Annotated in this window: 24 protein-coding genes; 11 read left to right on the forward strand and 13 right to left on the reverse strand. The window is 71.5% G+C overall.

The annotated features are described in order from the left end of the window. Positions 1 to 58: 58 nt before the first annotated feature. Complete coding sequence (locus AB0F15_RS41325; RefSeq protein WP_360282702.1) at positions 59 to 1,219, reverse strand: glycosyltransferase; 1,161 nt, start codon at positions 1,217 to 1,219, stop codon at positions 59 to 61. Positions 1,220 to 1,249: 30 nt separating this feature from the next. On the opposite strand from AB0F15_RS41325, the gene AB0F15_RS41330 reads away from it, so the two are divergent. From AB0F15_RS41330 to hisS, 8 genes are all read left to right on the forward strand, one after another. Further along, complete coding sequence (locus AB0F15_RS41330; protein WP_360282704.1) at positions 1,250 to 2,884, forward strand: phospho-sugar mutase; 1,635 nt, start codon at positions 1,250 to 1,252, stop codon at positions 2,882 to 2,884. Then, complete coding sequence (locus AB0F15_RS41335; RefSeq protein WP_360282706.1) at positions 2,884 to 3,336, forward strand: NAD(P)H-dependent oxidoreductase; 453 nt, start codon at positions 2,884 to 2,886, stop codon at positions 3,334 to 3,336. Before AB0F15_RS41330 ends, AB0F15_RS41335 begins: the two co-directional genes overlap by 1 nt. 321 nt (positions 3,337 to 3,657) lie before the next feature. Continuing rightward, positions 3,658 to 4,086, forward strand: coding sequence for a helix-turn-helix domain-containing protein (locus tag AB0F15_RS41340; RefSeq protein WP_360282708.1), 429 nt, complete (start codon positions 3,658 to 3,660; stop codon positions 4,084 to 4,086). Then, positions 4,083 to 4,604 carry a hypothetical protein gene (locus tag AB0F15_RS41345; protein WP_360282710.1) on the forward strand — a complete coding sequence of 174 codons (522 nt, stop codon included), beginning with the start codon at positions 4,083 to 4,085 and terminating at the stop codon, positions 4,602 to 4,604. The genes AB0F15_RS41340 and AB0F15_RS41345 overlap by 4 nt, the downstream gene beginning before the upstream one ends. Next, a complete protein-coding gene (locus AB0F15_RS41350) occupies positions 4,601 to 5,725 on the forward strand; it encodes an MAB_1171c family putative transporter (protein WP_360282712.1) in 1,125 nt (374 codons plus the stop codon). The genes AB0F15_RS41345 and AB0F15_RS41350 overlap by 4 nt, the downstream gene beginning before the upstream one ends. Position 5,726: 1 nt before the next feature. Then, the gene (locus AB0F15_RS41355; protein WP_360282714.1) at positions 5,727 to 6,902 is read left to right on the forward strand and encodes an amidohydrolase family protein; all 1,176 of its coding nucleotides are present in this window, start codon (positions 5,727 to 5,729) and stop codon (positions 6,900 to 6,902) included. A gap of 113 nt (positions 6,903 to 7,015) precedes the next feature. After that, on the forward strand, positions 7,016 to 7,405 hold the full coding sequence (locus AB0F15_RS41360; protein ID WP_360282716.1) for a hypothetical protein: 390 nt from the start codon (positions 7,016 to 7,018) through the stop codon (positions 7,403 to 7,405). 34 nt (positions 7,406 to 7,439) lie between these two features. Next, positions 7,440 to 8,729: a histidine--tRNA ligase gene (gene hisS / locus AB0F15_RS41365; protein WP_360282718.1), complete on the forward strand. Its 1,290-nt coding sequence runs from the start codon at positions 7,440 to 7,442 to the stop codon at positions 8,727 to 8,729. 153 nt (positions 8,730 to 8,882) lie between these two features. Here the strand turns inward: hisS and AB0F15_RS41370 are convergent, their stop codons facing one another. The 8 genes from AB0F15_RS41370 to AB0F15_RS41405 all read right to left on the reverse strand — a co-directional run bounded on the left by AB0F15_RS41370 (position 8,883) and on the right by AB0F15_RS41405 (position 17,503). Next, the gene (locus AB0F15_RS41370; RefSeq protein ID WP_360282720.1) at positions 8,883 to 10,082 is read right to left on the reverse strand and encodes a HAMP domain-containing sensor histidine kinase; all 1,200 of its coding nucleotides are present in this window, start codon (positions 10,080 to 10,082) and stop codon (positions 8,883 to 8,885) included. Continuing rightward, positions 10,079 to 10,726 (reverse strand): response regulator transcription factor, encoded by a 648-nt coding sequence (locus AB0F15_RS41375; RefSeq protein ID WP_360282742.1) that lies wholly within the window; start codon positions 10,724 to 10,726, stop codon positions 10,079 to 10,081. Before AB0F15_RS41375 ends, AB0F15_RS41370 begins: the two co-directional genes overlap by 4 nt. 64 nt (positions 10,727 to 10,790) lie before the next feature. Continuing rightward, the gene (locus tag AB0F15_RS41380) at positions 10,791 to 12,071 is read right to left on the reverse strand and encodes a cation:proton antiporter (protein WP_360282722.1); all 1,281 of its coding nucleotides are present in this window, start codon (positions 12,069 to 12,071) and stop codon (positions 10,791 to 10,793) included. Then, complete coding sequence (locus AB0F15_RS41385) at positions 12,068 to 13,297, reverse strand: cytochrome P450 (RefSeq protein WP_360282724.1); 1,230 nt, start codon at positions 13,295 to 13,297, stop codon at positions 12,068 to 12,070. The genes AB0F15_RS41380 and AB0F15_RS41385 overlap by 4 nt, the downstream gene beginning before the upstream one ends. Continuing rightward, positions 13,294 to 14,364, reverse strand: a complete 1,071-nt coding sequence (locus AB0F15_RS41390) for an alpha-hydroxy acid oxidase (protein ID WP_360282726.1) — start codon at positions 14,362 to 14,364, stop codon at positions 13,294 to 13,296. The genes AB0F15_RS41385 and AB0F15_RS41390 overlap by 4 nt, the downstream gene beginning before the upstream one ends. Continuing rightward, entirely contained in the window at positions 14,364 to 15,899 is a 1,536-nt protein-coding gene (locus AB0F15_RS41395) for an NAD(P)-binding domain-containing protein (protein ID WP_360282728.1), read from the reverse strand. Before AB0F15_RS41395 ends, AB0F15_RS41390 begins: the two co-directional genes overlap by 1 nt. 228 nt (positions 15,900 to 16,127) lie before the next feature. After that, a complete protein-coding gene (locus AB0F15_RS41400; protein WP_360282744.1) occupies positions 16,128 to 17,051 on the reverse strand; it encodes an aldo/keto reductase in 924 nt (307 codons plus the stop codon). Positions 17,052 to 17,101: 50 nt separating this feature from the next. After that, positions 17,102 to 17,503, reverse strand: coding sequence for a MerR family transcriptional regulator (locus AB0F15_RS41405; RefSeq protein WP_360282730.1), 402 nt, complete (start codon positions 17,501 to 17,503; stop codon positions 17,102 to 17,104). Positions 17,504 to 17,587: 84 nt separating this feature from the next. On the opposite strand from AB0F15_RS41405, the gene AB0F15_RS41410 reads away from it, so the two are divergent. Beyond that, on the forward strand, positions 17,588 to 18,205 hold the full coding sequence (locus AB0F15_RS41410) for a TetR/AcrR family transcriptional regulator (protein ID WP_360282732.1): 618 nt from the start codon (positions 17,588 to 17,590) through the stop codon (positions 18,203 to 18,205). On the opposite strand, the gene AB0F15_RS41415 is transcribed toward AB0F15_RS41410, so the two are convergent. Further along, positions 18,178 to 19,431, reverse strand: coding sequence for a hypothetical protein (locus tag AB0F15_RS41415; RefSeq protein ID WP_360282734.1), 1,254 nt, complete (start codon positions 19,429 to 19,431; stop codon positions 18,178 to 18,180). The two genes, AB0F15_RS41410 and AB0F15_RS41415, sit on opposite strands and share 28 nt — an antisense overlap. Then, on the reverse strand, positions 19,428 to 20,006 hold the full coding sequence (locus AB0F15_RS41420; RefSeq protein WP_360282746.1) for an RNA polymerase sigma factor: 579 nt from the start codon (positions 20,004 to 20,006) through the stop codon (positions 19,428 to 19,430). Before AB0F15_RS41420 ends, AB0F15_RS41415 begins: the two co-directional genes overlap by 4 nt. Positions 20,007 to 20,115: 109 nt before the next feature. Here AB0F15_RS41420 and AB0F15_RS41425 point away from each other — a divergent pair, with 109 nt between their 5' ends. Further along, a complete protein-coding gene (locus AB0F15_RS41425) occupies positions 20,116 to 21,519 on the forward strand; it encodes a hypothetical protein (RefSeq protein ID WP_360282736.1) in 1,404 nt (467 codons plus the stop codon). 1 nt (position 21,520) lies between these two features. On the opposite strand, the gene upp is transcribed toward AB0F15_RS41425, so the two are convergent. Together upp and AB0F15_RS41435 are read right to left on the reverse strand one after the other, a co-directional pair. Continuing rightward, positions 21,521 to 22,144: a uracil phosphoribosyltransferase gene (gene upp / locus AB0F15_RS41430; RefSeq protein WP_360282738.1), complete on the reverse strand. Its 624-nt coding sequence runs from the start codon at positions 22,142 to 22,144 to the stop codon at positions 21,521 to 21,523. A gap of 5 nt (positions 22,145 to 22,149) precedes the next feature. After that, positions 22,150 to 22,584 carry a protein-tyrosine phosphatase family protein gene (locus AB0F15_RS41435; RefSeq protein WP_360282740.1) on the reverse strand — a complete coding sequence of 145 codons (435 nt, stop codon included), beginning with the start codon at positions 22,582 to 22,584 and terminating at the stop codon, positions 22,150 to 22,152. An 85-nt stretch (positions 22,585 to 22,669) separates the two neighbouring features. On the opposite strand from AB0F15_RS41435, the gene AB0F15_RS41440 reads away from it, so the two are divergent. Then, complete coding sequence (locus tag AB0F15_RS41440) at positions 22,670 to 23,284, forward strand: DUF1707 domain-containing protein (protein WP_360282748.1); 615 nt, start codon at positions 22,670 to 22,672, stop codon at positions 23,282 to 23,284. Positions 23,285 to 23,376: the final 92 nt, after the last annotated feature.

Consider the following 23,376-nt stretch of genomic DNA (forward strand, 5'->3'; position numbering starts at 1 on the left):
GGCTTGAATCACGTGAGTGCGTGATTCAAGCCGGAACTCGCGTGATTGGGGCCGGAACTCAGACCAGGGCGGGGAGCTGGGTGGCGACGTCGGCGGGGGACGGCATCGCCGCGACTTCGGCGGCGAGGGTGCGGGCCGCGTCGCGGACCGAGGTGTCCGTGAGCAGGTGACGGGCTTTCGACGCGACGGCGTCGGCCGTGACCTCGGGGCCGAGGAGGCGGTCGCCGACGCCGGCCGCGAGCACCGCGTCCGCGTTGCTGAACTGGTCCGCGCCCTGCGGGAGCAGCAGCTGCGGCAGGGCCGCGCCGAACGCGCCGAGCGTCGTGCCGCTGCCACCGTGGTGGACCACCAGGTCGACGTGCGGGAGCAGCGCCGCCTGCGGGACCCACGCCTCGAGCCGGACGTTCGCCGGGACCTCGCCCAGCGCGTCCTCGGGCAGCGACGGGCCGGTGGCGACCAGGACGTCGACGTCCAACCCGGCCAGGCCGGCGATCGCCTCGGTGAGCACGCCCGCGTGGCCCATCGCCGTGCCGAGCGTCAGGTAGACCAGCGGCCGCCGCTTGTCCAGCACGCCCAGCGGCAGGTCGCCCGGCTCGCTCCAGCCGACCGGACGCAGCGGGAGCCGGCGCGTCCGCGCCAGGAAACCCGGCTCCTGCACCGACTCCGGGCAGATGTCGACGAACGGGCCGCCGAACGCCAGGTCCTCGCCGACCTCGATGCCCAGCTCGGCGCCGTGCTCGCGGATCGCATCACGGATCTGCAGCACCATCGGGTCGTCGCTCGACACCCGGCCGAAACCGTGCGCCACGACCGGAACCCCGGCCTTCAGCGCGGCGAACGCCCCGCCCGAATTGCCCGCCTCGCTCACGACCAGGTCCGGCCGGACCTGCTCGAACAGCGGCAGCAGGTCGGCGAGGAACCGCTTCGGCATCACCTCGCCGAATACCTTCGCGACGACCGGGAACAGCTCTTCCCGGGGGATGTCGCCGGGCGGGCGCCGCGGGCCGGGTGGCCCGGACTCGGCGAACGCCTGGCCGAACGCGTCCTTGATGGCGAGCCCGGCCGCCGCCGTTTCGAGCCCGGCTTTCCGCAGCTGTGGCAGGAAATCTTCGGACGTGGCGAAGACGACGTCGTGGCCCGCGTCGCGCGCGGCGACCGCCAGCGGGACGAGCGGGAAGGTGTGGCCGAAGGACCCCAGAGAGGTGAAGAGTAAGCGCACCTACCCGACCTTAGCCCGTAGGCTGACGCGGTGACACTGAATTCCACCCTGCGTGACGCCGCTTTCCGCTGGATCGCCGATGACCCGGACGAGAGCACCCGCGCCGAACTGCAGGCCGTGCTGGCCCGCGCGATGGGCGGCGAAGCCGGGGCCGCCGAAGACCTGGCCGACCGGCTGGCCGGACCGCTGGAGTTCGGCACCGCCGGCCTGCGCGGCCCGGTGCGCGCCGGGCCGAACGGGATGAACGTCGCCGTCGTCACCCGCACCACCGCGGGCGTCGCGGAGTGGCTGAAGGCGCACGGGCACGCCGGCGCGCTGGTCGTCGTCGGCCGCGACGCGCGCCACGGCTCGGAAGCCTTCGCGACCGCGGCCGCCGAGGTGCTGACCGCGGCCGGCTTCGACGTCAAGCTGTTCGGCGGGCCGCTACCGACACCGGTGCTCGCGTTCGCCGTCGGCCGGCTCGGTGCGGTGGCCGGGATCCAGATCACCGCGTCGCACAACCCCCCGGCGGACAACGGGTACAAGCTCTACGACGCGACCGGCGGGCAGATCGTCCCGCCGTCCGACGGCGAGATCGAGCGCGCCATCGAGGCCGCGCCGGCCGCCGTCAGCGTGCCGCGGGCGCCCGGCGCCGAGGTCACCGACCTGCTGGACCGCTACCTCGACGAGGTCGCGACGCTGCCGATGGGGCACGAACGCGCGGTGCGGGTGGCCGCGACGGCGTTGCACGGGGTCGGCGCCGGCACGCTGCGCGCGGCGTTCGAGCGGGCCGGGTTCACCGACCTGCACCTGGTCGACGCCCAGGCCGTGCCGGACCCGGACTTCCCCACCGTGTCGTTCCCGAACCCCGAGGAGCCGGGCGCGACCGACCTGCTGCTGGCGCTGGCGTCCGATGTGGACGCCGACCTGGCCGTCGCGCTCGACCCGGACGCCGACCGGTGCGCACTGGGCGTGCGCGAGCGGGACGGGCGGTGGCGCATGCTGCGCGGCGACGAGACCGGCGTGCTGCTCGGCTCGTACGTCCTGTCCACAGTGGATCGGACGATGATCCCGGACCCGCTGGTGGCCACCACGATCGTGTCGTCCTCGATGCTCGGGGAAATCGCCAAGGCCGAGGGCGCCCGCTACGCCGAGACGCTGACCGGCTTCAAGTGGCTGGTGCGGGCCGGCGAGGGGCTGGTGTTCGCCTACGAAGAAGCGCTCGGGCTGTGCGTGAACCCGGGCTTCGTGCGGGACAAGGACGGCATCGCCGCCGCCACGCTCGCCGCGGGCTTGGCCGCGCAGCTGAAGGCGCAAGGCCGCACGCCGCTGGACGTGCTCGACGACCTCGCACAGCGCCACGGCCTCCACCTGACCGACCAGGTTTCGCTACGGGTCACGGATCTCGCGGTTCGCGGGGAGCTGATGGCGAAGGTGCGGGCGACACCGCCGTCGCGGCTCGGCGGTGTCGAGGTCGTCCTCGAAGACCTGCTGCCGGACGCCGACGTGGTGCGCCTGACCGGCGAAGGGGTACGCGTGGTCGTGCGCCCGTCCGGGACCGAACCGAAGCTGAAGGCGTACCTGCAGGTGGTGGCCCCGGTGCCGGGCTCACTGGCCGACGCGCGCGGCGCGGCGCAGGAACGGCTGACGGCGCTGCGGGCGGACGTCGAGGAACTGCTCGCCTGATGCCGAAACTGCTGGTCGTGCACCACACGCCGTCGCCGTCGACGCAGGCGCTGTTCGAGGCGGTCGTGGCGGGCGCGACGCACCCGGACATCGAGGGGGTGGAAGTGGTTCGCCGCGCGGCACTGGCGGCCACGGTCCCCGACGTCCTCGAAGCGGACGGCTACCTGCTGGGCACGCCGGCGAACCTGGGCAGCATGAGCGGCGCGTTGAAGCACTTCTTCGACACCATCTACTACCCGTGCCTGGACGAGACAAAAGGCCGCCCGTTCGGGTACTGGATTCACGGCAACAGTGACACTTCGGGCACGGAACGCCAGTTGCTGGCCATCACGACGGGCTTGTCGTGGACCAAAGCGGCGGAACCCGTCATCACAACGGGTGATCCGGACCGACGAACACTGGAAGCGTGCGCCGAACTGGGGGGCACGGTGGCCGCCACGCTGATGGGCTGAACCGGGCTGCACGAAGGAGCCCGGAAAATTAAGGGGCCTGTCACCGGAAGCCCTGGGGGTCGACCTCCGGCAACAGGCCGTGACCAAGGGTTCGCCCCGAGGAGCGATCAACCTTGGCGTGTGAAGCGTACTACAGACCGCCGATCATGACGAGTCGAAGGCGCGACAACCTCTCGCCTGAGCCGTTCCGTGCACCCCCAGTGCACGGACGGCCAGGCGAGAGGCGAGCCAACTGTAAACCACTGCATACGACAACTGTCAACATGTGCGTACAGCAGTTTCCGGTTAGAATTTCCACGGCTGGATTCCCAGGGGGTGGAGATGGCACCGGAACGGACCTTCGCGGAGCGCCTGAGCGCCCTGATCGCGGCCGCCCGGGTGGACGGCCGCGCCCCGCACAGCTACCGGGAGATCTCCGCCGCCGTCGAGCGGGCGGGCGGCCCGGCGATGTCGCCCGCTTACCTGCAGCAGCTGGCCACAGGCAAGCGGGTCAACCCGAAGATCCACTACGTCGAGGCGCTGGCGAAGCTGTTCGGCGTGCCGGTGACGTACTTCTTCGACGAAGAGCCCGCCGCGGCACCCGCGGGCGAAGCCCAGCTGATGGCCATGCGCGCGCAGGAACTGTCCCCGCGGGGACGGCGTCAGGTGATGGACCTCCTGGAGCTCGTCGAACGCTACGAGCGGGCCGAACGCGAGGGCCGGAACCCGGAGGACGGCGAGGCCCGGGGCCCGGGGGGCACCGGGCGATGAAGGAGCGCGAGCTGCGCCGCCGCTGCCGGAACCTGCTCAAGGAGCTGGACATCGGGCCACCGCTGGACGTCGAGGTGCTGTGCGCCCGGCTGGGCAGCCGGCGCGGGAGGCCGATCCGGCTGATCGCCTACCCGCTCGAAGTGCCGGGGCCGTTCGGCTGCTGGATCGCGACCTCGGCCGCGGACTACCTCTTCTACCAGGCCGAAACGACGAAATCGCACCAGGACCACATCATCCTGCACGAGCTGGGGCACATGCTGGCGGACCACCACCCGCACGGCGACGCCGAGCCGGCGGACTTCCTGCGCGGGCCCGCTCCCGATCTTGACCCGGATGCCGTACACCGCGCACTGCGCCGGTCGTCCTACGATGACGCACACGAGTGGGAAGCCGAAACGGTCGCGACGATCATCCTCGAATGGGCGTCGGTCCTGAACTACACGATCCCGCGGCGTGCCGCTGACCGGGATCTCCGCCGGATCCAGGGGGCGCTCGGCGATCACCAAGGGTGGTTGTGAGCACACTGTTCAGCCCCGTGAACCTGCTGGCACTGGTGCTGTTCACCGCCGCGCTCGCGTGGCGGATCTACCAGGTGACCCGCGCACCGACGGTGCCGAACTGGGCCGTCACCGCCTGCGTGGCGGGGTTCGCGGCGGCGTTCCTGCTGCAGCAGACCGTGATCTCCGACGAGGTCGACGCGCTGTTCGGCCGCGGCGTGGCGCGGGTGGCGAACAACGCGCTGCTGGCGTGCGGCCTCTGCGCGCTGGTGATCTTCTTCCTCGGCTCGGCGCTCGGCCCCCGGCGGTACCGGCGAGTGGCGGCGGAGCTGGCGCCGCTGACCGCGGCGATCGTGCTGATGATCGTCGCGACGGCCGTGACGCCGCCGGAGCTGCGGGGTCTCCCGCTGGGGCCGTCGACGGTCCACGAGACCGGGATCGCGGTGTTCTACCTCGGCGCCGGGCTGTACCTGATCTACGGCCTCCTCGCCTGCACGGCGTGGATCGTGCGGTATCTGCGGGTGGCCGACCGGAATCTGCGGATCGGCCTGCGGTTGAGCGCGATCGGCATGGCGAGCGCGGCCGTCGGCAGCATCTTCCGCGCGCTGTACATCGTGGTGGCGTGGGCGTTCGGGCCCGTCGTGAGGGTCCTGCTGCTGCTCGGCGTGCCCTTCGTGATCGTCGGCGGAATGCTGTTCCTCACCGGCGTCACCTACCCGGGGCTGCGGGCACGGCTCGCGGCGTTGCGGCGCCGCCGCCAGCACCGGCACGAACACCAGGCCCTCGCTCCCTTGTGGACGGTCCTGGTCGAGGCGTTCCCCAGCATCGTGCTGCGGAGCCCGCCGCGCCGCGGCGACCGGCTCTCCCCGCGCGGCATCCACCGCGTGCACTACCGCCGGGTGATCGAGATCCGGGACGGCCTGGTGCAGCTCTCGCCGTACCTGGACGCCGGCTTCGGCGAGGTCGTCGCCACCGATCCCGGCGCCGCGGCGGCCGCGCTGAAGGCGGCGCTGCGGCGGCACGCGGCGGGCGAGGTCAGCGACGGCCGCGCCAAGCAGGTCCTCCCCGCCGGGGCGGACGACCTCGAATCCGACGTCCGGCCGCTGCTTGCGCTGTCGGCCGCGATGACGAAGGGGAAGTGACGTGGACACCCTGATCACCGCCGGCCGGGTGCTGCCGCGGCCGTCGGCGCCGGTACTCGACGGCGCTGTCCTCGTCCGCGACGGCGTGCTCGTCGCGGCGGGCCCGCGCGCGGACGTCGTCGCCCAGGCCGCCCCGGACGCGGCCCGGCACGACTTCCCCACCGGGACCGCGCTGGCCGGGCTGTGCAACGTCCACGTGCACCTGGCGTTCGACGCGTCCCGCGAGATGCTGGCCCACTTCTCGGAAAACGAAGACCTCCTCGAGGGCGCGCGCTCGCGGCTCACGGCGATGCTGCGCAGCGGCGTCACGACCGTGCGGGACCTGGGCGACCGCGGGCACCTCGGCGCGGCCGTCCGGCGGTCGTTCGACGGCGAGGCCGCACCGCGGTTGCTCGTGTCGGGGCCGCCGATCACCGTTCCGGGCGGCCATTGCCACTTTTTCGGCGGCGAAACGGCTTCCGACGACGAAATCCGCGCCCTGATCGACGCGAACGCGGCCGCGGGCGCGGACGTGCTCAAGGTGATGGCCAGCGGCGGCCAGATCACCGAGGGCGGCGCCGACATGTGGGAGTCGCAGTTCGACGTCCGGCAGCTGCGCGTGATCACCGAGCACGCGGGGCGGCACGGGCTGCCGGTCGCCGCGCACGCCCACGGCGCCGACGCGATCGAGGCGGCGGTCGAGGCCGGGGTGTCGACGGTCGAGCACTGCAGCTTCTTGACCGGGCCTCGCTCCTTCGACCGCCGGGAGCACGTGGCGAAGCGGATGGCCGCCGAGGGCATTTCGGCGTGCTCGACCAGCAGCCGCAACTGGCGGGTGATCGTCGAGAAGCTCGGCGACGAGGTCGCGCAGGCGATGTACGGGCGGCTGCCGTGGCTGGAGGAACACGGCGTCCGGCTGCTTTCCGGCACCGACGCGGGCCTGCCCGGCTCGGTGTTCGACGACCCGGTCGGCGCGTTGGAGCTGTACGAATGGCTCGGGTTCCCCCGGCGCCGGATCCTGGAGATCGCGACCGAGGACAGCGCCGCCGGGCTCGGGCTCGCCTCGGTTACCGGCCGCCTCGAAGCCGGGCTCGCGGCGGACGTCCTGGTCGTCGAGGGTGACCCGCTCGCTTCACTGGCGGCGCTCCGCACCCCCCTCCTGGTGCTGGCTCAGGGCCAATCCGTCGCTTTCACGTGAAAGTGATCCGGAGGTAGCTCCTCCACGTCACTTTCACGTGAAAGCGACGAATTTGGTGACAGTGTTTTGAAACAGTGTTATTGTTGTGTCACCACCCCGCGAAGGAGCTTCCGATGCATGGACCCACCCAGCTGTTCACGGTGATCGCCCTGGTCTCCCTGCCGACCGTGATGTACGGCGGCTACGCGCTGATGGGCGTCATGCGCGACCGGAAGCTCACCGACCACCAGCGGGCGATGTTCCGCGCCGGCCACGCCCACGCCGGCGTCCTGCTGATCCTCGCCCTGGTCGCGCTGCAGATCCTCAGCCGCACCACGCTGTCCGACCCGGCGCTCTGGATCGCCTGCTTCCTGCTGCTGACCGGGATCCTCGCCCAATCGGGTGGCTTCTTCCTCCACCTCCTGCCCGGCAAGGGCCGGCTCGGCGGCCGCGTGACGTCCGCCGGCGCGGTGCTCCTGGCGGCGGCGACCCTGCTCACGGCGTACGGGGTCGCCTTCCCCTGAAAACCCGGATGCGGCCGGTCGTTAAGCTGGTGACGTGCCTGAATACCTGCCGACCGCGCCCTCCAAGGGGCTACGGGACTTCCTGCCCGCCGAAATGTCCGTGCGTACCCAGGTGTTCGGTCATCTCTACGACGTCCTCGAGCGCCGCGGCTTCCTCCGCTACGACGGCCCGGTCCTCGAGCCGGCCGAGATCTACGAGCGCAAGTCCGGCCAGGAGATCGCGGACAAGCAGCTGTACACGCTCACCGACAAGAGCGGGCGGCGGCTGGCGCTGCGCCCGGAGATGACGCCGTCGGTGGCGCGGATGATCGCCGGGAGCGCGAAGTCGCTGTCGTTCCCCGTCCGCTGGTACAGCCACCCGAACTGCCACCGGTACGAGGCGCCGCAGCGCGGCCGCGTGCGCGAGCACTGGCAGATCAACGCGGACATCTTCGGCTCGGACAGCGCCAACTGCGAGATCGAGATCTTCGAGCTGGTGCACGACATGATGGCCGCGCTCGGCGCGACGCCGGACATGTTCGTGCTGCGCGTCAACGACCGGAACCTGCTGTCGTCGGCGCTCACCGACGTCGCCGGCGTGTCGGCGGATCACCTGACCCAGGTGTTCGGCCTGGTGGACCGCTGGGAGAAGTACCCCCGCGAGAAGCTCGCCGAGAACGCCGCGGAGATCGGGCTTTCGGACAAGCAGTTCGAAAAGCTGGCCGAGACGCTCGAAGCGGGCGATGCGCTGCTGGACGAGCTGCCGGCCGAGGTGCGGGAGCAGTCGAACCTGGTCAAGGTGCTGAACAGCAGCGCGCGGGAGCTGGTGAAGTACGAGCCGATGATCGTGCGCGGGCTGGCGTACTACACGTCGACCGTGTTCGAGGTCTTCGACACCTCGCCGGAGAACCGCCGGGCCCTGTTCGGCGGCGGCCGCTACAGCGACCTCGCGTCGATGTTCACGCCGCAGCAGATCCCGGGCATCGGGTTCGGCATGGGCGACGTCACGCTGATCGACTTCCTCGACACGCACGGGCTGACGCCGGCCCCGCGCAGCGAGGTCGACGTCATGGTGATCCCGGTGACCGAGGACCTCTCGGACGCGGCTCGTTCGGTGGCGGCGTCGCTGCGCGCCGCCGGGCTCCGGACGTCGACGCCGATCGAGCACCGCAAGCTGGGCAAGGAGCTGACCCGCGCGGACAAGGCGGGCGCGGCCGCGGTCGTGATCGTCGGCCAGGAGGACTGGGCCGCCGGCAACGTCACGGTCCGCAGCCTGGCCACGCGGGAGCAGAGCCCGGTCGCAGTCGCGAACGCCCCCGCAGCCGTCCAGGCACTACTGGCCTAACCGGCTCTACCCCTTCCGTCGCCCGGAACCCGCGTGTTCAGGCCCGGAACCCGCGTGATTAAGGCCGTAACTCGCGTGATCAGGGACGGAACTCGCGAGTTACGGCTCCAATCACGCGAGTTACGGCTTCGATCACGCGGGATCCGGCTCGGATCACGTGGGGTCGGCGCGGAGGAGGCGGAGGGTGAACGTGGCTCCGGCGCCGGGGCGGGCCACGGCCGCGATCGTGCCGCCGTGGCCCGTCACCACCTCGCGGACCAACGCCAGGCCGAGGCCGAAACGACGGCCGTCGCCGTCGGAGCCGCGGGCGAAGCGCTCGAAGAGACGCTCCGCGTCGGCCGCCGGGAAGCCCACGCCCGTGTCGCGGACCCGCAGCTCCACGTGCCGCTCGTCGGGCACGCCGAGCCACACCTCGATCGACCCGCCCGGCGGGGTGTGGCCGAGTGCGTTGTCCAGCAACGCCGACAGCACGCGACGCAACGCCGTCGGCACGCCGTGGACGACGTACGGCCGCCGCTCCCGCGTCACCGCCAGCCGCACCTGGTTCTCCCCCGCGCGCACCGCTTCCGCCGCGACCGCCTCCTCGGCCAGCCCGCCCAGCTCGACCAGCTCCAACGAGGGCCGTTCGCCGCACGCCCGCGCGGACAGCAGCAGGTCCTCGACGACCTCGCCGAGTTCCCGCGTGCCGCGCACGAGCTGGTCGAGTTCGTCCGCGTCGCGGCCGGACGCCCGCCGGGCCAGCAGTTGGGCGCGCGTGTGCAGCCGGGTCAGCGGGGCGCGCAGTTCGTGGGACGCGTCCGCGACGAACGTCCGCTGCCGTCGCAGGGCGTCTTCCAGCGGCCGGATCGCCCGGCAGGCCAGCACCCGGCCGCACCCGACGGCCGCCAGCAGCGCGAGCACCTCGGCGACGCCGAGCCCGAACACCAGCGACGCGCGGTCCTGGACCTGGTAGCGCTCCTCGAAGAACGCCTGGGACACGACGCCACCGCGGTTCTCCACCCGGATCGTGTGCGTCATCCCGCCGATCGACCGCCGTTCGGTGTGGACGTCCCCGGGGGACGGCACGAACGCGTTCAGCTCGGGGATCGGCATCCCGGCGGGCGGTGTCCCCGACGGCGCGTGCGCCTCCGGCGTGAACAGCCACACGCAGCCCGGCGGGGTCGTGCCGGGGCCGAGCTGGATCGTCCTGGCCAGCGTCCGGTCGGCGTCGGCGTGCTGTCCGGACAGCAGCATCCCGTACGCGATCGCGCCCGCGACCGCCACGAGCAGCGACACCACGACGGCGATCTGCGCGGTGATCACCCACCGCGCCCGCCGCAGGGCCCGCTCTTCGGGGTCGCCGCGGGGCTTCACACCACGCCGATCTGGTACCCGAGGCCGCGCACGGTCCGCACGGCGTCCCGGCCGAGCTTGAGCCGCAGGTAGTACACATACGTGTCCACAATGGACTCTCCGGTGGAGTCGGTGAACACCCGCGTGCGCAGCGCCGCCCGCGGGTGGATCGCCTTCGGCCGCTGCGCCAGCGTCCGCAGCAGCTCGAACTCCCGCCCGGACAACGTGATCCGCTCGCCGCGTGGCAGCACGACCTCGTGACGCCGCAGGTCGAGGGCCGCCGTGCCGAGGGGCAGGCACTCGGCGCCCTCCAGGTCACGGCGGCCCAGCGCGCGCAGCCGCGCCAGCAGTTCCTCGGCCTCGAACGGCTTGACGAGGTAGTCGTCCGCGCCGGCGTCGAGCCCGGCGACGCGGTCGGCCACCTCGCCGAGCGCCGAGAGCACCAGGACCCGCGTGGTCACCGCACGGGCCCGCAGCCGCCGGAGCAGCTCCAGCCCGTCGAGCACCGGGAGCCGGCGGTCGATGATCAGCACGTCGTAGTGTCCGGTGAGCCCGAGGTGCAGGCCCCGCTGGCCGTCGTGGGCCGCTTCGGTTTCGTAGCCTTCGCCGGCGAGCAGTTCGGCGAGCATGCCCGCCAGTTCCCGGTCGTCTTCGACCAGCAGCACTCTCGGTTTCGCCACCCCATCGCGCACGGATCCATACTGGCAGTGATTTTCCGAAATTGAAGAATCAACTTTTCCCGGTCACCGGGACGGGTTGGGCCGTCAGGAGCAGGTCGGTACTCCCCTTGCGGGCATCACGCCGATCGAGCCAGCTGAGGAGCGGCGCGGTCATGATCGTGGTGACCAGCGCGACGAGCACCAGCACGGTGAACAACGCCGGGGACACGATGCCCGCCGCCAGGCCGACGTTCAGCGCGATCAGCTGCATCAGCCCGCGGGCGTTGACCAGCACGCCGACGCGCGACGCGATCTCCGGCGGCTCCCCCGCCAGCCTGGCCGCGCCCCACGACGCACCGAGCTTGCCGATGATCGAGACCAGCACCGTCACCAGCGCGAAAGCGAGCAGCTTCGGGTCGGCGAGCAGCGCGAACCGGGTGTTCAGGCCGGAGTAGGTGAAGAACAGCGGGACGAACACGATGCGGCCGATCGGCATGATCTTGGCGAGCACCGCGTCGGAAGCGAGACCGCGCGGGAACGCCACTCCGACGGTGAACGCGCCGAACACCGCGTACAGACCGATGGTGTCGGTGAACCAGGCGGCCGCGAACAGCGTCATCGCGGTGATGAGCACCCGCTGGTCGGCGGTCACCCGGTCGCTGCCCATCATCCGGTTCAGCAGGCGCCGCCCGATGGTGAACACGCCCACCGCGAACACCAGGCCGCCGCCGAGAGCGAGCGCGACCGGCCCGGCGGACCCGGCGTGCATGCCGAGCACGACGGCCAGCAGCAGCCACGCGAGCACGTCGTCGAGCGCGCCGCAGGCCAGGGCCAGCGAGCCGAACTTCGTCGACGCGATCCCGCGTTCGGTGATGATCCGGACCATCATCGGGAACGCCGTGATCGCCACCGCCACCCCGACGAACGCGGCCGAGGTGACCAGCGAAACGCCGTCCTTGCCGATGTCGACCCACGACGTGCCGAGGACCGCGATCCCGATCCCGAGCGCCAGCGGTACCAGCGTCCCCGCCGAGGAGATGGCCGCGACCGACTTCCGCGACTTCACGACGCTGCTCAGGTTGAACTCGTAGCCGGCGCCGAACATGTAGATGACCAGGCCGATCTGGCCGCCGACGTAGAGCAGCGAGCGGATGGCGTCCGGGAACAGCGCCGCCTGCACGCCCGGCAGCAGCAGCCCGAACAGCGACGGGCCGAGCAGCACGCCGGCGATCATCTCCCCGACCACCGGCGGCTGGCCGAGCTTGACCGCGGCCAGGCAGACCAGCCGGACCACCGCCAGGATCGCCACGACGGCGAGGAAGAAGACCGGTGCCGCTTCGGACGGGCTCATCGGTTACCTCCGGCGAAGTAGGTCGAGCAAAGGGCTTTGTGACGGGCGTCGAGCACCATGTACGTGCCGAACACGAGCTGGGCGAAGCTGCGCCAGACGTCTTCCCAGCGGTCGCGGACCGCGATCCACACCAGCGGCCAGCGCCGGCGGCGGGCACCGCGGGGCGTCAGCAGCACCGGGCCCCGGTTGGGGATCGAGCGGGTGTGCGCGGCCGTCGAGGCGATGCCGAAGCGACGCAGCACTTCCTGCGCCACGACCCGCATGGTCGGCGGCGCCAGCCCGCGCGCCGGGCAGGCCCGGTTCTGCGCGACGCCGAACGGGATGAACTCGTCCTTCGGCGATCGGTCGGCGAAGTCGGGGTAGCTGAAGCACAGCACCGTCCCGGCCGGGATGGTGAGGTGGTCCAGCTCGATCTCCGCGGTGGAGATCCGGTGCGCGATGCCGAACAACGGATACTCGCGCAACCCGTCGTCGATGACGCGGTCGAGGTCCTCCGGGTGGTCGACGAGCCGCTGCTGGATGCCGTCGTCCTGCGCGATGATCATCAGCAGGTGCGCCATCGCCTCCGACATCTGCACGACGGCGGTGGTGAAGAACGTGCCCTGCAGGTAGTAGGCCCGCTCCGCGGGTGTCAGGGACTCCGGGAGCGGGTGCGGGACGTCGGCGAGGCGCTGCCTGAGGTACTTCGTCAGCCGGGCCCGGCGGCGCATGTTCCGCGGCCGCACGCACTTCAGCGCCGAGGCGACGTCGTCCGCGTGCGCCACGATGAGGTCCCGCGCTTCCGGCGGGCACGGCTCGTCGAACACGAGCTCGTAGTACAGCTCGGCCCAGATCGGCATCATCTCGTCGCGCAGCCGGACGAGCCCGGGGCGGACGCCGTCCAGGACGTGACCGGCAACGCGCCGGGTCAGCTCTTCGGAGTCCTTTTTGGACTTGATCAGGATGTGCCGGGTGCACTTGGCGACCTCGTCGTAGCGCGGCCCGGCTTCGAGGTGTTCCTGGTGCACCTCGGGCCCCGGCGACAGCCAGTACCAGAACAGGTCGGACAGCGCGGCGCCGCGGCTGCGGCCGTTCGCCGCCGGGTCGGCGTAGACGCGCCGGAAGTCGGCGACACCGACCTGCGGACCCGGAATCGTCACCGCGTCCTGGCCGTTGACCAGCGCGAAGATCTTCATCCGCAGCGCCACGACGCGGGCGGGCAGCCACGCGAGCACTTTGCCGATCATCGCCGCACCTGGTCCGGGGTGAGATCGGCCGGGTGCCGCCCGCCGCAGAGGGCGAGGGCCTGGTCGAAGTCGGCCCGCAACATTTCCAGCACCTCCGAGACGCCTTCGCGCCCGCCCGCGGCCAGGCCCCACACGACCGGGCGGCCGACGCCGACCGCGTCCGCGCCGAGCGCCAGTGCCTTGACGACGTCGGTGCCGCGGCGGATCCCGCCGTCGAGCAGCACCGGCACCGCCCCGCCCACGGCCGCGGCGATCTCGGGGAGCACGTCGATGGTGGCCGGCACCGTGTCGAGCTGGCGCCCGCCGTGGTTGGACACGACGATGCCGGCGACGCCGTGGTGCACGGCCAGCCGCGCGTCCTCGGCGTGGAGCACGCCCTTGATCAGCACGGGCAGCTTGGTCTTCGACCGCAGCCAGGCGATGTCGTCCCAGTTCAGCCCGGCCGACATGACGATCTCGCGGACGTGGCTGGCGTTGCCGCCACTGCGGTTTTCGCCGATGTTCCGGAGGTTCTCCACGGCCAGTCCGGGCGGCAGGTCGTGGAAGGCGTTGCGGTCGTCGCGTTCGCGGCGGCCGAGCACGGGCGAGTCGACGGTGACGACGAACGCCTTGACACCAGCGCTCTCGGCCCGTCGCACGATCGCCTCGGTGAACTCCAGGTCCGGCTGCAGGTAGAGCTGGAACCACAGGCCCGGGTCCGGGGTCACCTCGCGGGCCGCCGCGGCGATGTCCTCGATCGCCGTGGTGGCGGCCATGCTGACGATCATGATCGTGCCGGCCCGCGCCGCGGCCCGGGCGGTGGCGAGCTCGCCGTCGCGGTGCGCGAGCCGGTGGAACGCCGTGGGCGCGACGAGGATCGGCATCGAGGACGGCGTCCCGAGCAGCGTCAGGCTCAGATCGCGCTTGTCGCTGCCGCGCAGCACCCGGGGCACCAGGCGCAGTCGTTTGTACGCGTCTTCGTTTTCCCGCAGGGTGATCTCGTCCTGCGCGCCGCCCGCGAAGTAGTCGTAGTGGGCCGGATCGAGACGCTCGCGGGCCGCCGCCTCGAACTCCGCGACCGTGCGCATCACAGCTCCCGTGTGAAGAAGGCGGTCAGCGGCTCGACGTGCACCTCTTTGTCCCACTCGTTTTCGAGGTTTTCGGTGACGTGGTGGGTCGCGACCAGCTCGCCGTGGCGGTAGTGCCGGACGATCGGGTGCAGGTAGTGGCCCTCGCCGTGGTCGTTGGCCTTGTCCTGGGCGGCGCGGGCGACGAAGTCGAACGGGTCGACCTTGTCGTGGTCCGGGCCGTAGTCGAGGGTGACGACGTAGGCGTCGGCCGGCGGGTCTTCCAGCACCCGGTCGACCGGCACCTCTTCGAGGTAGCGGGCGGTGTCGCCGTCCACGACCACGACGTCGCCGAGGAAGCCGAACTGCTGGTACAGCGCGGAAGTCCGGTTGATCCGCGTGATGACGGCATCGGTGAGCGCGTCCGGTTTGGCGGGCAGCCCGGCGTGCGGCCACGGGACGTCGTGGTAGCGCTCGTTCAGCACCTTCGCCAGCGCGCGTGCGCCGTAGCGGAAGCCGTGGATGAAGGCGCTGGTGGCCTTCTTGAAGTCGCGGACCTGCGTGATCGTGCCGGCGAAGTAGAGACCGGGGACGTTGACCGACTCCCAGCTCGCGGTCTGGGCGGGGAACCGGTCGTTGATGGTGAGTTCCGGGCGGCAGTCGTCGTCGAACAGCGACGCGTCGAACCGGAAGCCGGTGCAGCCGATCACGCGGTCGTAGCGGATTTCCTTGATGACCTCGTCGGCGCGGGCGAAGGCGAACTTCACGTGGTAGCCGTCGGCGTCCTTGCGGATCTCCCGGACGTCGCCGTCGAGGATCGCGTGCTGCAGCTTGAGCTGGTACATGTCGAGGATGCCCGCGTTGTACGCGCGGAGGTGGCCGACGAAGTGGGTGCGCCAGGCCAGCTTCACCGGCCGGGGACCGCCGACGTGCACGACCGCGGCCTGCTCGATCAGGTTGTCGGCGGTCTCGAAGGCGGAGTTCCCCTTGCCGAGCACGAGGACGCGCTGGTCGGTGAAGCTCTTCGGGTCGACGTCGACGTCCACGTACTGGTCGATCAGGTCGGCACCGGGGAAGTCCGGGATGTACGGCTTGGTCACGCCGGTGGCCATGATCAGCCTTCGGGCTCGGAATTCCTTCTCACCGGCAGTGAGGACGAAACTTTCGCCTTCACGGCGGATGCGCGTCACCCGGGTGTCGTAGCGGACGTTCAGCTGGTACTTCGCCGCGTAGTCGGCGAGGTAGCGGAGGAGGTTTTCGGCGTCCGGGAAGAGCTTTTCGCTGTAGTCGGTGAAGAGGACCGGCTCGTCGTCGCCGTCGGCGAGGATCGAGTTCCAGTCCATCCGCATGCGCAGCTCCGGGTCGGTGTACCCGGTGTGCTTCTTGTTGATGGAGATGAGGGTCCGGTGCCGCGGGAAGGTTTCGAAGAAGTGCCCGGGCGCGGAACCGCCCTCGAGCACGAGGTACCGGTGCCCGGCGTGACCGAGGTGCTGCGCCAGCTGCAACCCGGCCGGCCCGGCCCCGACGACCAGATAATCGAGTACTTCCTCCGCCACGACGACCTCCTGGAGCTCGGCACCGACCGCATGATCGGCGCCGAGCCTGCTCCGAAGATCTCAGAAAAGCCTCAGAAGAAAGTTCCCACCGGCCACTCACCTGTGCCCGAAGCCGTATCCCGCGTGATTGGAACCGGAACTCGCGTGATTGGAACCGGAACTCGCGTGATTGGAGCCGTGACGGCCCGGATCACGCGAGTTCCGGGCTCGATCACGCGGGATACGGGCTTACCGGCCGGCGGCGCGGGCGAGCCGCTCGGGGTAGCGCTCTCCGGCGATCGCGTCGGCGGGCGCGGCCGCTTCGATCGCCTCGATGTCGGCCGCGGTCAGCTCCAGCGACGCGGCCGCCGCGTTCTCCTCGAGGTACTTGCGGCGCTTGGTACCCGGGATCGGCACGACGTCCTCGCCCTGGGTCTGCACCCACGCCAGCGCGAGCTGACCGGCGGTGACACCCTTCGCTTCGGCCAGTTCGCGCAGCGCCTCGACGATGGCCAGGTTCCGCTCGAAATTGCCCTCGGCGAACCGCGGCAGCCCGCGGCGCATGTCGTCCTCCGGGAGGTCCCGCACCGACGTCACCGCGCCGGTGAGGAAGCCGCGGCCCAGCGGGGAGAACGGGACGATCCCGATGCCGAGCTCCCGGCACGTGCCCAGGATCTCGCCCTCGATGCCCCGCGTCCACAGCGACCATTCGCTCTGCAGCGCCGTCACCGGGTGCACGGCGTGCGCGGCCCGGATCGTCGCGGCACCGGCCTCCGAAATCCCGGCGTACCGGATCTTCCCGGCCTCGGCCAGCTCGGCGAGCGCGCCCCACGTCTCTTCAATCGGCGTGTCCGGGTCGACGCGGTGCTGGTAGTAGAGGTCGATGTGGTCGACGCCGAGGCGCCGCAACGAGTCGTCGCAGCTCTGCTTGACGTACGCGGCGTCACCGCGGGCACCCATGGCGCCGTCGTTCCACACGATGCCGAACTTCGTGGCGAGCACGACCTCGTCGCGGCGGCCGGCGATCGCGCGGCCGACCAGCTCCTCGTTGACGCCGTTGGCGTAGACGTTCGCGGTGTCCAGCAGCGTCACGCCGAGGTCCAGGGCGCCGTGGATCGTCGCGACCGACTCCTCGTCGTTGTCGCGGACGCCGTAGGCCTGGCTCATCCCCATGCAGCCCAGCCCCTGGGCACCGACTTCCAGTTCGCCGAGCTTCCTGGTCTTCACGCGGATATCTCCTCCATGCCCGGTTCGATGCCGAGCACCTTCTGCTCGACCCGTTCGTAGTTCTCGATCTTGTAGTCGAGGATGTCGAGGCAGCCCTGCAACTCGGCGATCCGCTCGGCGACCGACCGGCGCTGTTCCACCAGCAAAGCCTTGCGGCGGGCCGCGCTCGCGACGCCGTGGCGGCGCAGGGAGGCGTACTCGCGCATGCTCTTGATGGGCATCCCGGTGGTGCGCAGCTTGGTCAGGAAGCCCAGCCAGTTGAGGTCGTCGTCGGAGTAGGCCCGGCGGCCGGCGGTGTCGCGCGCGGGCGGATCGAGCAGTTTGATGCGCTCGTAGTACCGGAGAGTGTCGATGGACAGTCCGCTACGTCGAGCGGCTTCCGCTATCGAGTAGCTCATGCGCCCGACACTACGACCTGGAGTGCACTCCAGGTCAAATCCCGGCGCTGGCCTTCAATAACACTGTTCCGATACGCTGGGTGCATGGCGCGACCACGCACGCACGACGAAGCGCTCCGGCTCAAGCTGCTCGATCGGGCCGGTGAGCTCATCGCGGCCGACGGGCCGAAGGCGCTTTCCCTGCGCAAGCTGGCCGGCGACGCCGGGACGTCGACCACCGCCGTGTACTCGCTCTTCGGCAGCAAACCCGATCTGGTGAACGCCCTCTACACCGAGGGCTTCCGCCGCTTCGGCGCCCGGATGGCCGGGACCCCGCTGACCGGCCACGCCGTCGAGGACCTCGTCGCGCTCGGCAGCGCCTACCGCACGAGCGCGCTGGCCGACCCGCACCTGTACGGGATCATGTTCAGCAGGTCGGTGCCGGGGTTCGAGCCGAACGAAGACGCCGAGAAGCTCGCCCGCGAAACGCTCAAGCCGCTCGAACGGATCATCCGCCGCGCCATCGCCGACGGCGTCTTCCTCGACGCCCCGCCCGAGACGATCGCGGTCGGGTGCTGGGCCGTCGTGCACGGGCTGGTGTCGCTGGAACTGACCGGCAACCTGCCGGAGGAGTTCGACGTCACGGGCTCGTACGAGGCCGCCCTGCGCGCGAACGCCTCCGGCTGGCTCCGGCGTCAGACCAGCGGCAACGACCCGTTGTAGAGGGTCGTGCCGCGGTCGTCCCGCACCACGACGTGCACCGTCGCGTCCGGCAGGATGTCGATGTTCTCCGGGATCCAGGTCGCGGCCATGCCGTTGACGACGTCGACCTCGGCGCTCGTCCCGATGCCGAAGTCGATGGTCATCTTCGCCGCTTTCGGCGGCACGTCCACGGCGAACGGCATCCGGGACTTCCCCCGCTCGCCGCCCGCTTCGACCGCGCCCAAGGTCGCCACCCGCAGGGTGCGCACCGGCAGTGCTTGCGGTCCGGTGAAATCGGGGTACACGTGCGCCTTGCGCTTCCCCGGCCGTTGGTGGTCGGGCTCGGTCGTGCAGACCAGGACCCGGTCGCCGCGGCGGCCCAAGACCACCTGGTAGCTGCCGGTTTCGAGCAGCGGCCCCGGCGCGTACGCCTCGGCCTCCGGGACCACCTCCTCCGCGGCGGCCAGGCACGCGCCGAGCGCCCGCCCCGCCGGCGACGTCCGCTCGGCGGCCGACGGCCGGTCGGCGACCGAAAGCAGCGGCGGTGGCGCCGCGGACAGCACAGTCCCGTCCGGGATCCCGGGCTGGATGAGCGTCAGGGTCGTCCGCGCCGGGTCGGTACGGGTCAACGCGACGAACTGGCCGCTGACCGGGGAGGACCGGATCGACACCGACCCGGATTCCCCGCCTTCGGTCCGCCAGCCGAGCGAAGGCTCCGCCGTTCCCGCGCCGAGGACCCCGCCGGCCAGACCGGTCGCGCTGTGCAGCAACACCACGGCGCGCCCGGCCGGCACCGAGGCGGGAACGGCTCCCGGATCCGACAGGGTCACGGTGGTCGCGGTCGTCTCGCAGAACATCGGCTTGCCCGCCGCGGTCGCCGCGACCACCGAGTCCGCCTGCCCGACCTCCGTGAACAACGGGACCCAGTCCTCGCGCGGTGGCAGCCGGCCCGCCTTGCCCGCGGCCCGCGCGGCCGCCCAGCAGCGGTCGAGCGAAGCCGTCGCCACCCGGGCGTCCAGCGTCAGCTCGCCGCTGGTCGCGGGGGCGGGGCGGACGTCGGCGGGCTGCCGGATCGCCCGCGTCGCGACGACCGCGCCCGCGGCCAGCACGACGACGGCCACCGCGGCGGCGTACCAAACGCGCGACGGACGGCGGTGCGCGATGCCCTGGCGCACCTCGGCACGCAGCCGCGCGCGGACGTCGTCCGGCAGCGGACGCCGCGGCGGGAGGTCGAAGTCGTTGCTCATTTCTCCTCCAGCAGCGTGCGCAGCCGGGCGCGGGCCCGGGACAGGTGAGCGCGGACGGTGACCTCGGCGACGGCCAGCAGCACCGCGGCGTCGGCGATGGCCAGGTCACCGAGCAGGCACAGTTCGACGACCTCCCGCTGCGACCTCGGCAACGTCCGGACGGCTTCGACGATCTCCCGGAGCCGCCGTTCGCCGTCGAGCCGCTCGGCCACCGCGTCGGCGTGATCGGACACCACCGGCACGTCCGGGATCTTCCGCAGCAGCCGGAGCCGCCGTCTCGCGCCGCGGTGTTCGTCGCGGGCGGCATTGCCGGCCACCGTGTACAGCCACGGCAGCGCGCTGTCCCGCACCAGTGTCACGTCGGCGCGGCGGCGCCAGGCGATGAGAAAGGTGTTCGACGTGAGGTCCTCGGCGGCGGACCACGAACCGGTCAGCCGGTAGGCGTGGTTCCAGACGGCCTCGGCGTGCCGTTCGAAGAGCTCACCGAAAGCCGCTTCGTCGCCTTCGGCCGCCCGCTCCCACAGTGCCTGATCCCCCGGCTCCTGATCCCCCGACGCCGGATCCCCCGAGCCCACCGGCACCCCCGACGCGGTCGCATGGCTGGTCACACCCTTCAGTGGCCGGCACCGGCCGGGATGTTGCGCGCAACTTTCGCGAAGCGGGCGGCCACTTCCGGTCGTGATCATGGAGCAGGTCCGGACGACGGACAACCAGACCAGGCCATGGCGGCTGCCGGTGGCCACCGCGTGCGTGTCGGCGATGGTGTTCCTGGCGGCCCGCCCGCACCTGGTCGACGACACGTTCATCACGCTCTCCTACGCGCGGAACCTGGCGTTCCACGGCCACTGGGGACTGCTCGCCGATGCGACGTCGAACTCCGCGACGTCCCCGGCGAACGTCCTGGTCCTGGCCGCCTTGACCTTCGTGGTCCGCGACGCCGTCTTCGCGGCCGGGGTGCTGTACGTGCTGTGCCAGGTCGCGCTCGTCCTGGCCCTGCGGCGGCTCGGCACCGCGTTGCCGCGCTGGTTCCCCGCGCTGACGTTCACGGCGCTGACCGTGAACCCGCTGCTGCTCTCGTCGATCGGGCTGGAGGTCGCGCTGGGCGCCGCGGTGCTCGGGTGGCTGGCGGTGTTCGCGGGAGAACGGCGGCCGCTCGCGTTCGGGCTGACCGCGGGCGCGCTCGCCCTCGTGCGGCTGGATCTGCTGTTCTTCGCCGTCGTCCTGGGATTCTCCGTGCGCTCCGGACGTGCGGTGCTCGGCGCCGCGCTCGTCGCCCTGCCGTGGTTCACGGTCAGCTGGGTGGTGCTCGGCGCGGCGGTGCCGGACACGTTCGTGATCAAGACCCTGCAGGGCGCGCAACGAGCCTGGGGCGGCTGGGAGTTCGGGAACGGCCCGCTCTTCTACGCCCGGACCGCCTGGTGGACGACGTTCCTGTCGTTCCTGCCGCTCGCCGTGATCCCCTTCGCCGTCCGGCGGTCCCCGGCGCTCCGGCCGTTCGCACTCCTGGCCCTGGGCGGCGCGCTCTACCACGGGGCGTACGTGCTGCTGACCGTTCCGCCGTACCACTGGTACTACGGTCCGGGCCTCACGGCGGCGACGGTGTTCGCCTGCGCTTGGGCTTCTTCGCACCGGCTCGCGACCGGGTGCGTCCTCGCGGTGGTGCTCGCTTCCGTGGTGGCCTACGCGGCGCCGGGGCTGCCGCGCGAATTCGCGCCACTGACGTCCAACTACGCCTCGACGGCGCGGTACGCCGAAATCGGCCGGGACCTCCGCGCGCTGGCGGGTTCGCGCGTCGTCGGCAGCGCCGGGGAGATCGGCGTGCTGGCGTACACGTGCGAGTGCGCGATCGTCGACGTCTTCGCCGACCGCGGCCTGCTCCCCGCGGCCATCGACGCCCGCGGCGCGGGGAACCGCTGGCTGCGCGCGGCGCTGCGGGTGGACTACGCGTTCTTCGACTTCGACGTCCACCCGCGCCGCCCCGACCTGGTGCTGCGGCGGTTGCCGGGCCCGCCGCCGGACGCGCTGGCGCACTGGACCCTCGACGCGCCGACGCTCGGACGGCAGGAGCTGTACCTCGTGCCGGCGTGACTCAGACGGCGCCGTACTGGCGATCACCCGCGTCGCCGAGGCCCGGGACGATGAAGCCCGAGTCGTTGAGGCGTTCGTCGATGCTCGCCGTGACCACCCGCACCGGCAGGCCGGTCTTCTCCAGGTGCGCCAGGCCCTCCGGCGCGGCGAGCGCGCAGATGGCCGTGACGTCGTCGGCGCCGCGGTCGGTCAGCAGCCGGATCGTGTACTCCATCGAGCCGCCGGTGGCGAGCATCGGATCGAGCACCAGCACCGGCCGGTCGGCGAGCGAATCCGGCAGCGACTCGAGGTACGGCGTCGGCTTGAGCGTCTCCTCGTCGCGTGCCAGGCCGACGAAGCCCATCTGCGCGTCCGGGATCAGCTTGTGCGCCTGGTCGGCCATGCCCAGCCCGGCGCGCAGCACCGGCACCAGCAGCGGCGGCTTGGCCAGCCGGTAACCGTCGGCGCGGGCGACCGGCGTGTGGATCCGCTCGATCTTCACCGGCACGTCGCGCGTGGCTTCGTAGACGAGCATGACGGTCAGTTCGTGCAGCGCGGCCCGGAAGGCGGCGCTGTCGGTGCGCGCGTCGCGCATCGTGGAGAGCCGGGCCTTGGCCAAGGGGTGGTCGACGACGTGCACATCCATGCGGATCAATCTAGCCGTTGCGCGAAGCTCTTCACCCAGCCGCGCTGCCAGGGGGTTTCGACGGCTCGTTCGTTGTAGTGCGCCCGCACCCAGGCGACGGCGTCCTCGGCCGGGACGCCGGAAAGGACGGCCAGGCAGGCCATCACCGTGCCGGTCCGGCCGGCACCGCCGTAGCAAGCGACTTCGACGGTTTCGGTCCTCGCCCGTTCGTGGAGTTCCGTGATCCGGCGCCGGGCGGCCGCGGGGTGCACCGGCAGCAGGAAATCGGGCCAGGTGACCCATTCGTGCGGCCAGGTGATGCCCCCGCCGTGCTTGCGCCGCAGCCGGCTCGTGCCCAGGTAGAGCCCGAAGTCCGGCTCGGGTTCGGCGGGCCGCGGGCGGCCCAGCCCACGGCCGCGGACCCGGACGCCGTCCGGGAATTCGACGGTAGTGGATCCCATCGGCCCAGTGTCCTCCGGAAGAGGGACACACCGGGTGGTTTTCGCCGATAGGCTACGCCGGGTGAGCGAACTGACGCCCGACCAGATGCGGGCCTCCGACGCGGACCGCGAACGCGTCGCCCAGGTGCTGCACAACGCCCTCTCGGAGGGGCGGATCACGGTCAACGAGCTGGAAGAGCGGCTCACGACGGTCTACGCGGCGAAAACGCTCGGCGAGCTCAAGCCGGTGACGGCGGACCTGCCGGTTTCTCCCGGGAGCATCGAACCCGCGACGACCCGGGCCCTGGGCTTCCCGGACCAGCGCATCGGCGGCCACCCGGGCTCCCCGGTGTCGATCGGCGTGCTGTCCGGCGCGGTCCGCAAGGGCAGCTGGGTCCTGCCCCCGCAGCACAACAGCTTCGCGTTCTGGGGCGGCACGGAGATCGACCTCCGGCGAGCGCGGTTCGCGGACAAGCACTGCACGATCACCGCGGTGGCGATCATGGGCGGCATCCAGATCACAGTCCCGGACGACGTCAACGTGGACGTCACGGGCATCGGCTTCATGGGCGGGTTCGTGCTGGAGGACAAGTCGGGCGCACCCCCGGCCCCGCCGACGGCCCCGACGGTGAAGATCAACGGCCTGGCGTTCTGGGGCGGCGTCGTCGTGTACCGGAAGCCGGCGAAGCGGACCGAACCGCCGCAGATCGAAGGGTCCTGACCCGCCAAAGCGCCCCAATGTGGCCTTGGGTGCGTTGAACGCACCGAAGGCCACATTGGGTGCGTTCAACGCACCGAAGGCCACATTGGGGC

This window comes from Amycolatopsis sp. NPDC026612, from assembly GCF_040638285.1.
Classification (GTDB): domain Bacteria; phylum Actinomycetota; class Actinomycetes; order Mycobacteriales; family Pseudonocardiaceae; genus Amycolatopsis.

Bases quoted from the DNA above. Each gene is read 5' to 3' on its own strand.
- AB0F15_RS41335 (WP_360282706.1), top strand. From the start codon at position 2,884: ATGCCGAAACTGCTGGTCGTGCACCACACGCCGTCGCCGTCGACGCAG.
- AB0F15_RS41340 (WP_360282708.1), top strand. From the start codon at position 3,658: ATGGCACCGGAACGGACCTTCGCGGAGCGCCTGAGCGCCCTGATCGCG.
- AB0F15_RS41345 (WP_360282710.1), top strand. From the start codon at position 4,083: ATGAAGGAGCGCGAGCTGCGCCGCCGCTGCCGGAACCTGCTCAAGGAG.
- AB0F15_RS41360 (WP_360282716.1), top strand. From the start codon at position 7,016: ATGCATGGACCCACCCAGCTGTTCACGGTGATCGCCCTGGTCTCCCTG.
- AB0F15_RS41380 (WP_360282722.1), bottom strand. From the start codon at position 12,071: ATGAGCCCGTCCGAAGCGGCACCGGTCTTCTTCCTCGCCGTCGTGGCG.
- AB0F15_RS41385 (WP_360282724.1), bottom strand. From the start codon at position 13,297: ATGATCGGCAAAGTGCTCGCGTGGCTGCCCGCCCGCGTCGTGGCGCTG.
- AB0F15_RS41390 (WP_360282726.1), bottom strand. From the start codon at position 14,364: ATGCGCACGGTCGCGGAGTTCGAGGCGGCGGCCCGCGAGCGTCTCGAT.
- AB0F15_RS41400 (WP_360282744.1), bottom strand. From the start codon at position 17,051: ATGGGGATGAGCCAGGCCTACGGCGTCCGCGACAACGACGAGGAGTCG.
- AB0F15_RS41405 (WP_360282730.1), bottom strand. From the start codon at position 17,503: ATGAGCTACTCGATAGCGGAAGCCGCTCGACGTAGCGGACTGTCCATC.
- AB0F15_RS41410 (WP_360282732.1), top strand. From the start codon at position 17,588: ATGGCGCGACCACGCACGCACGACGAAGCGCTCCGGCTCAAGCTGCTC.
- AB0F15_RS41415 (WP_360282734.1), bottom strand. From the start codon at position 19,431: ATGAGCAACGACTTCGACCTCCCGCCGCGGCGTCCGCTGCCGGACGAC.
- AB0F15_RS41425 (WP_360282736.1), top strand. From the start codon at position 20,116: ATGGAGCAGGTCCGGACGACGGACAACCAGACCAGGCCATGGCGGCTG.
- upp (WP_360282738.1), bottom strand. From the start codon at position 22,144: ATGGATGTGCACGTCGTCGACCACCCCTTGGCCAAGGCCCGGCTCTCC.
- AB0F15_RS41435 (WP_360282740.1), bottom strand. From the start codon at position 22,584: ATGGGATCCACTACCGTCGAATTCCCGGACGGCGTCCGGGTCCGCGGC.
- AB0F15_RS41440 (WP_360282748.1), top strand. From the start codon at position 22,670: ATGCGGGCCTCCGACGCGGACCGCGAACGCGTCGCCCAGGTGCTGCAC.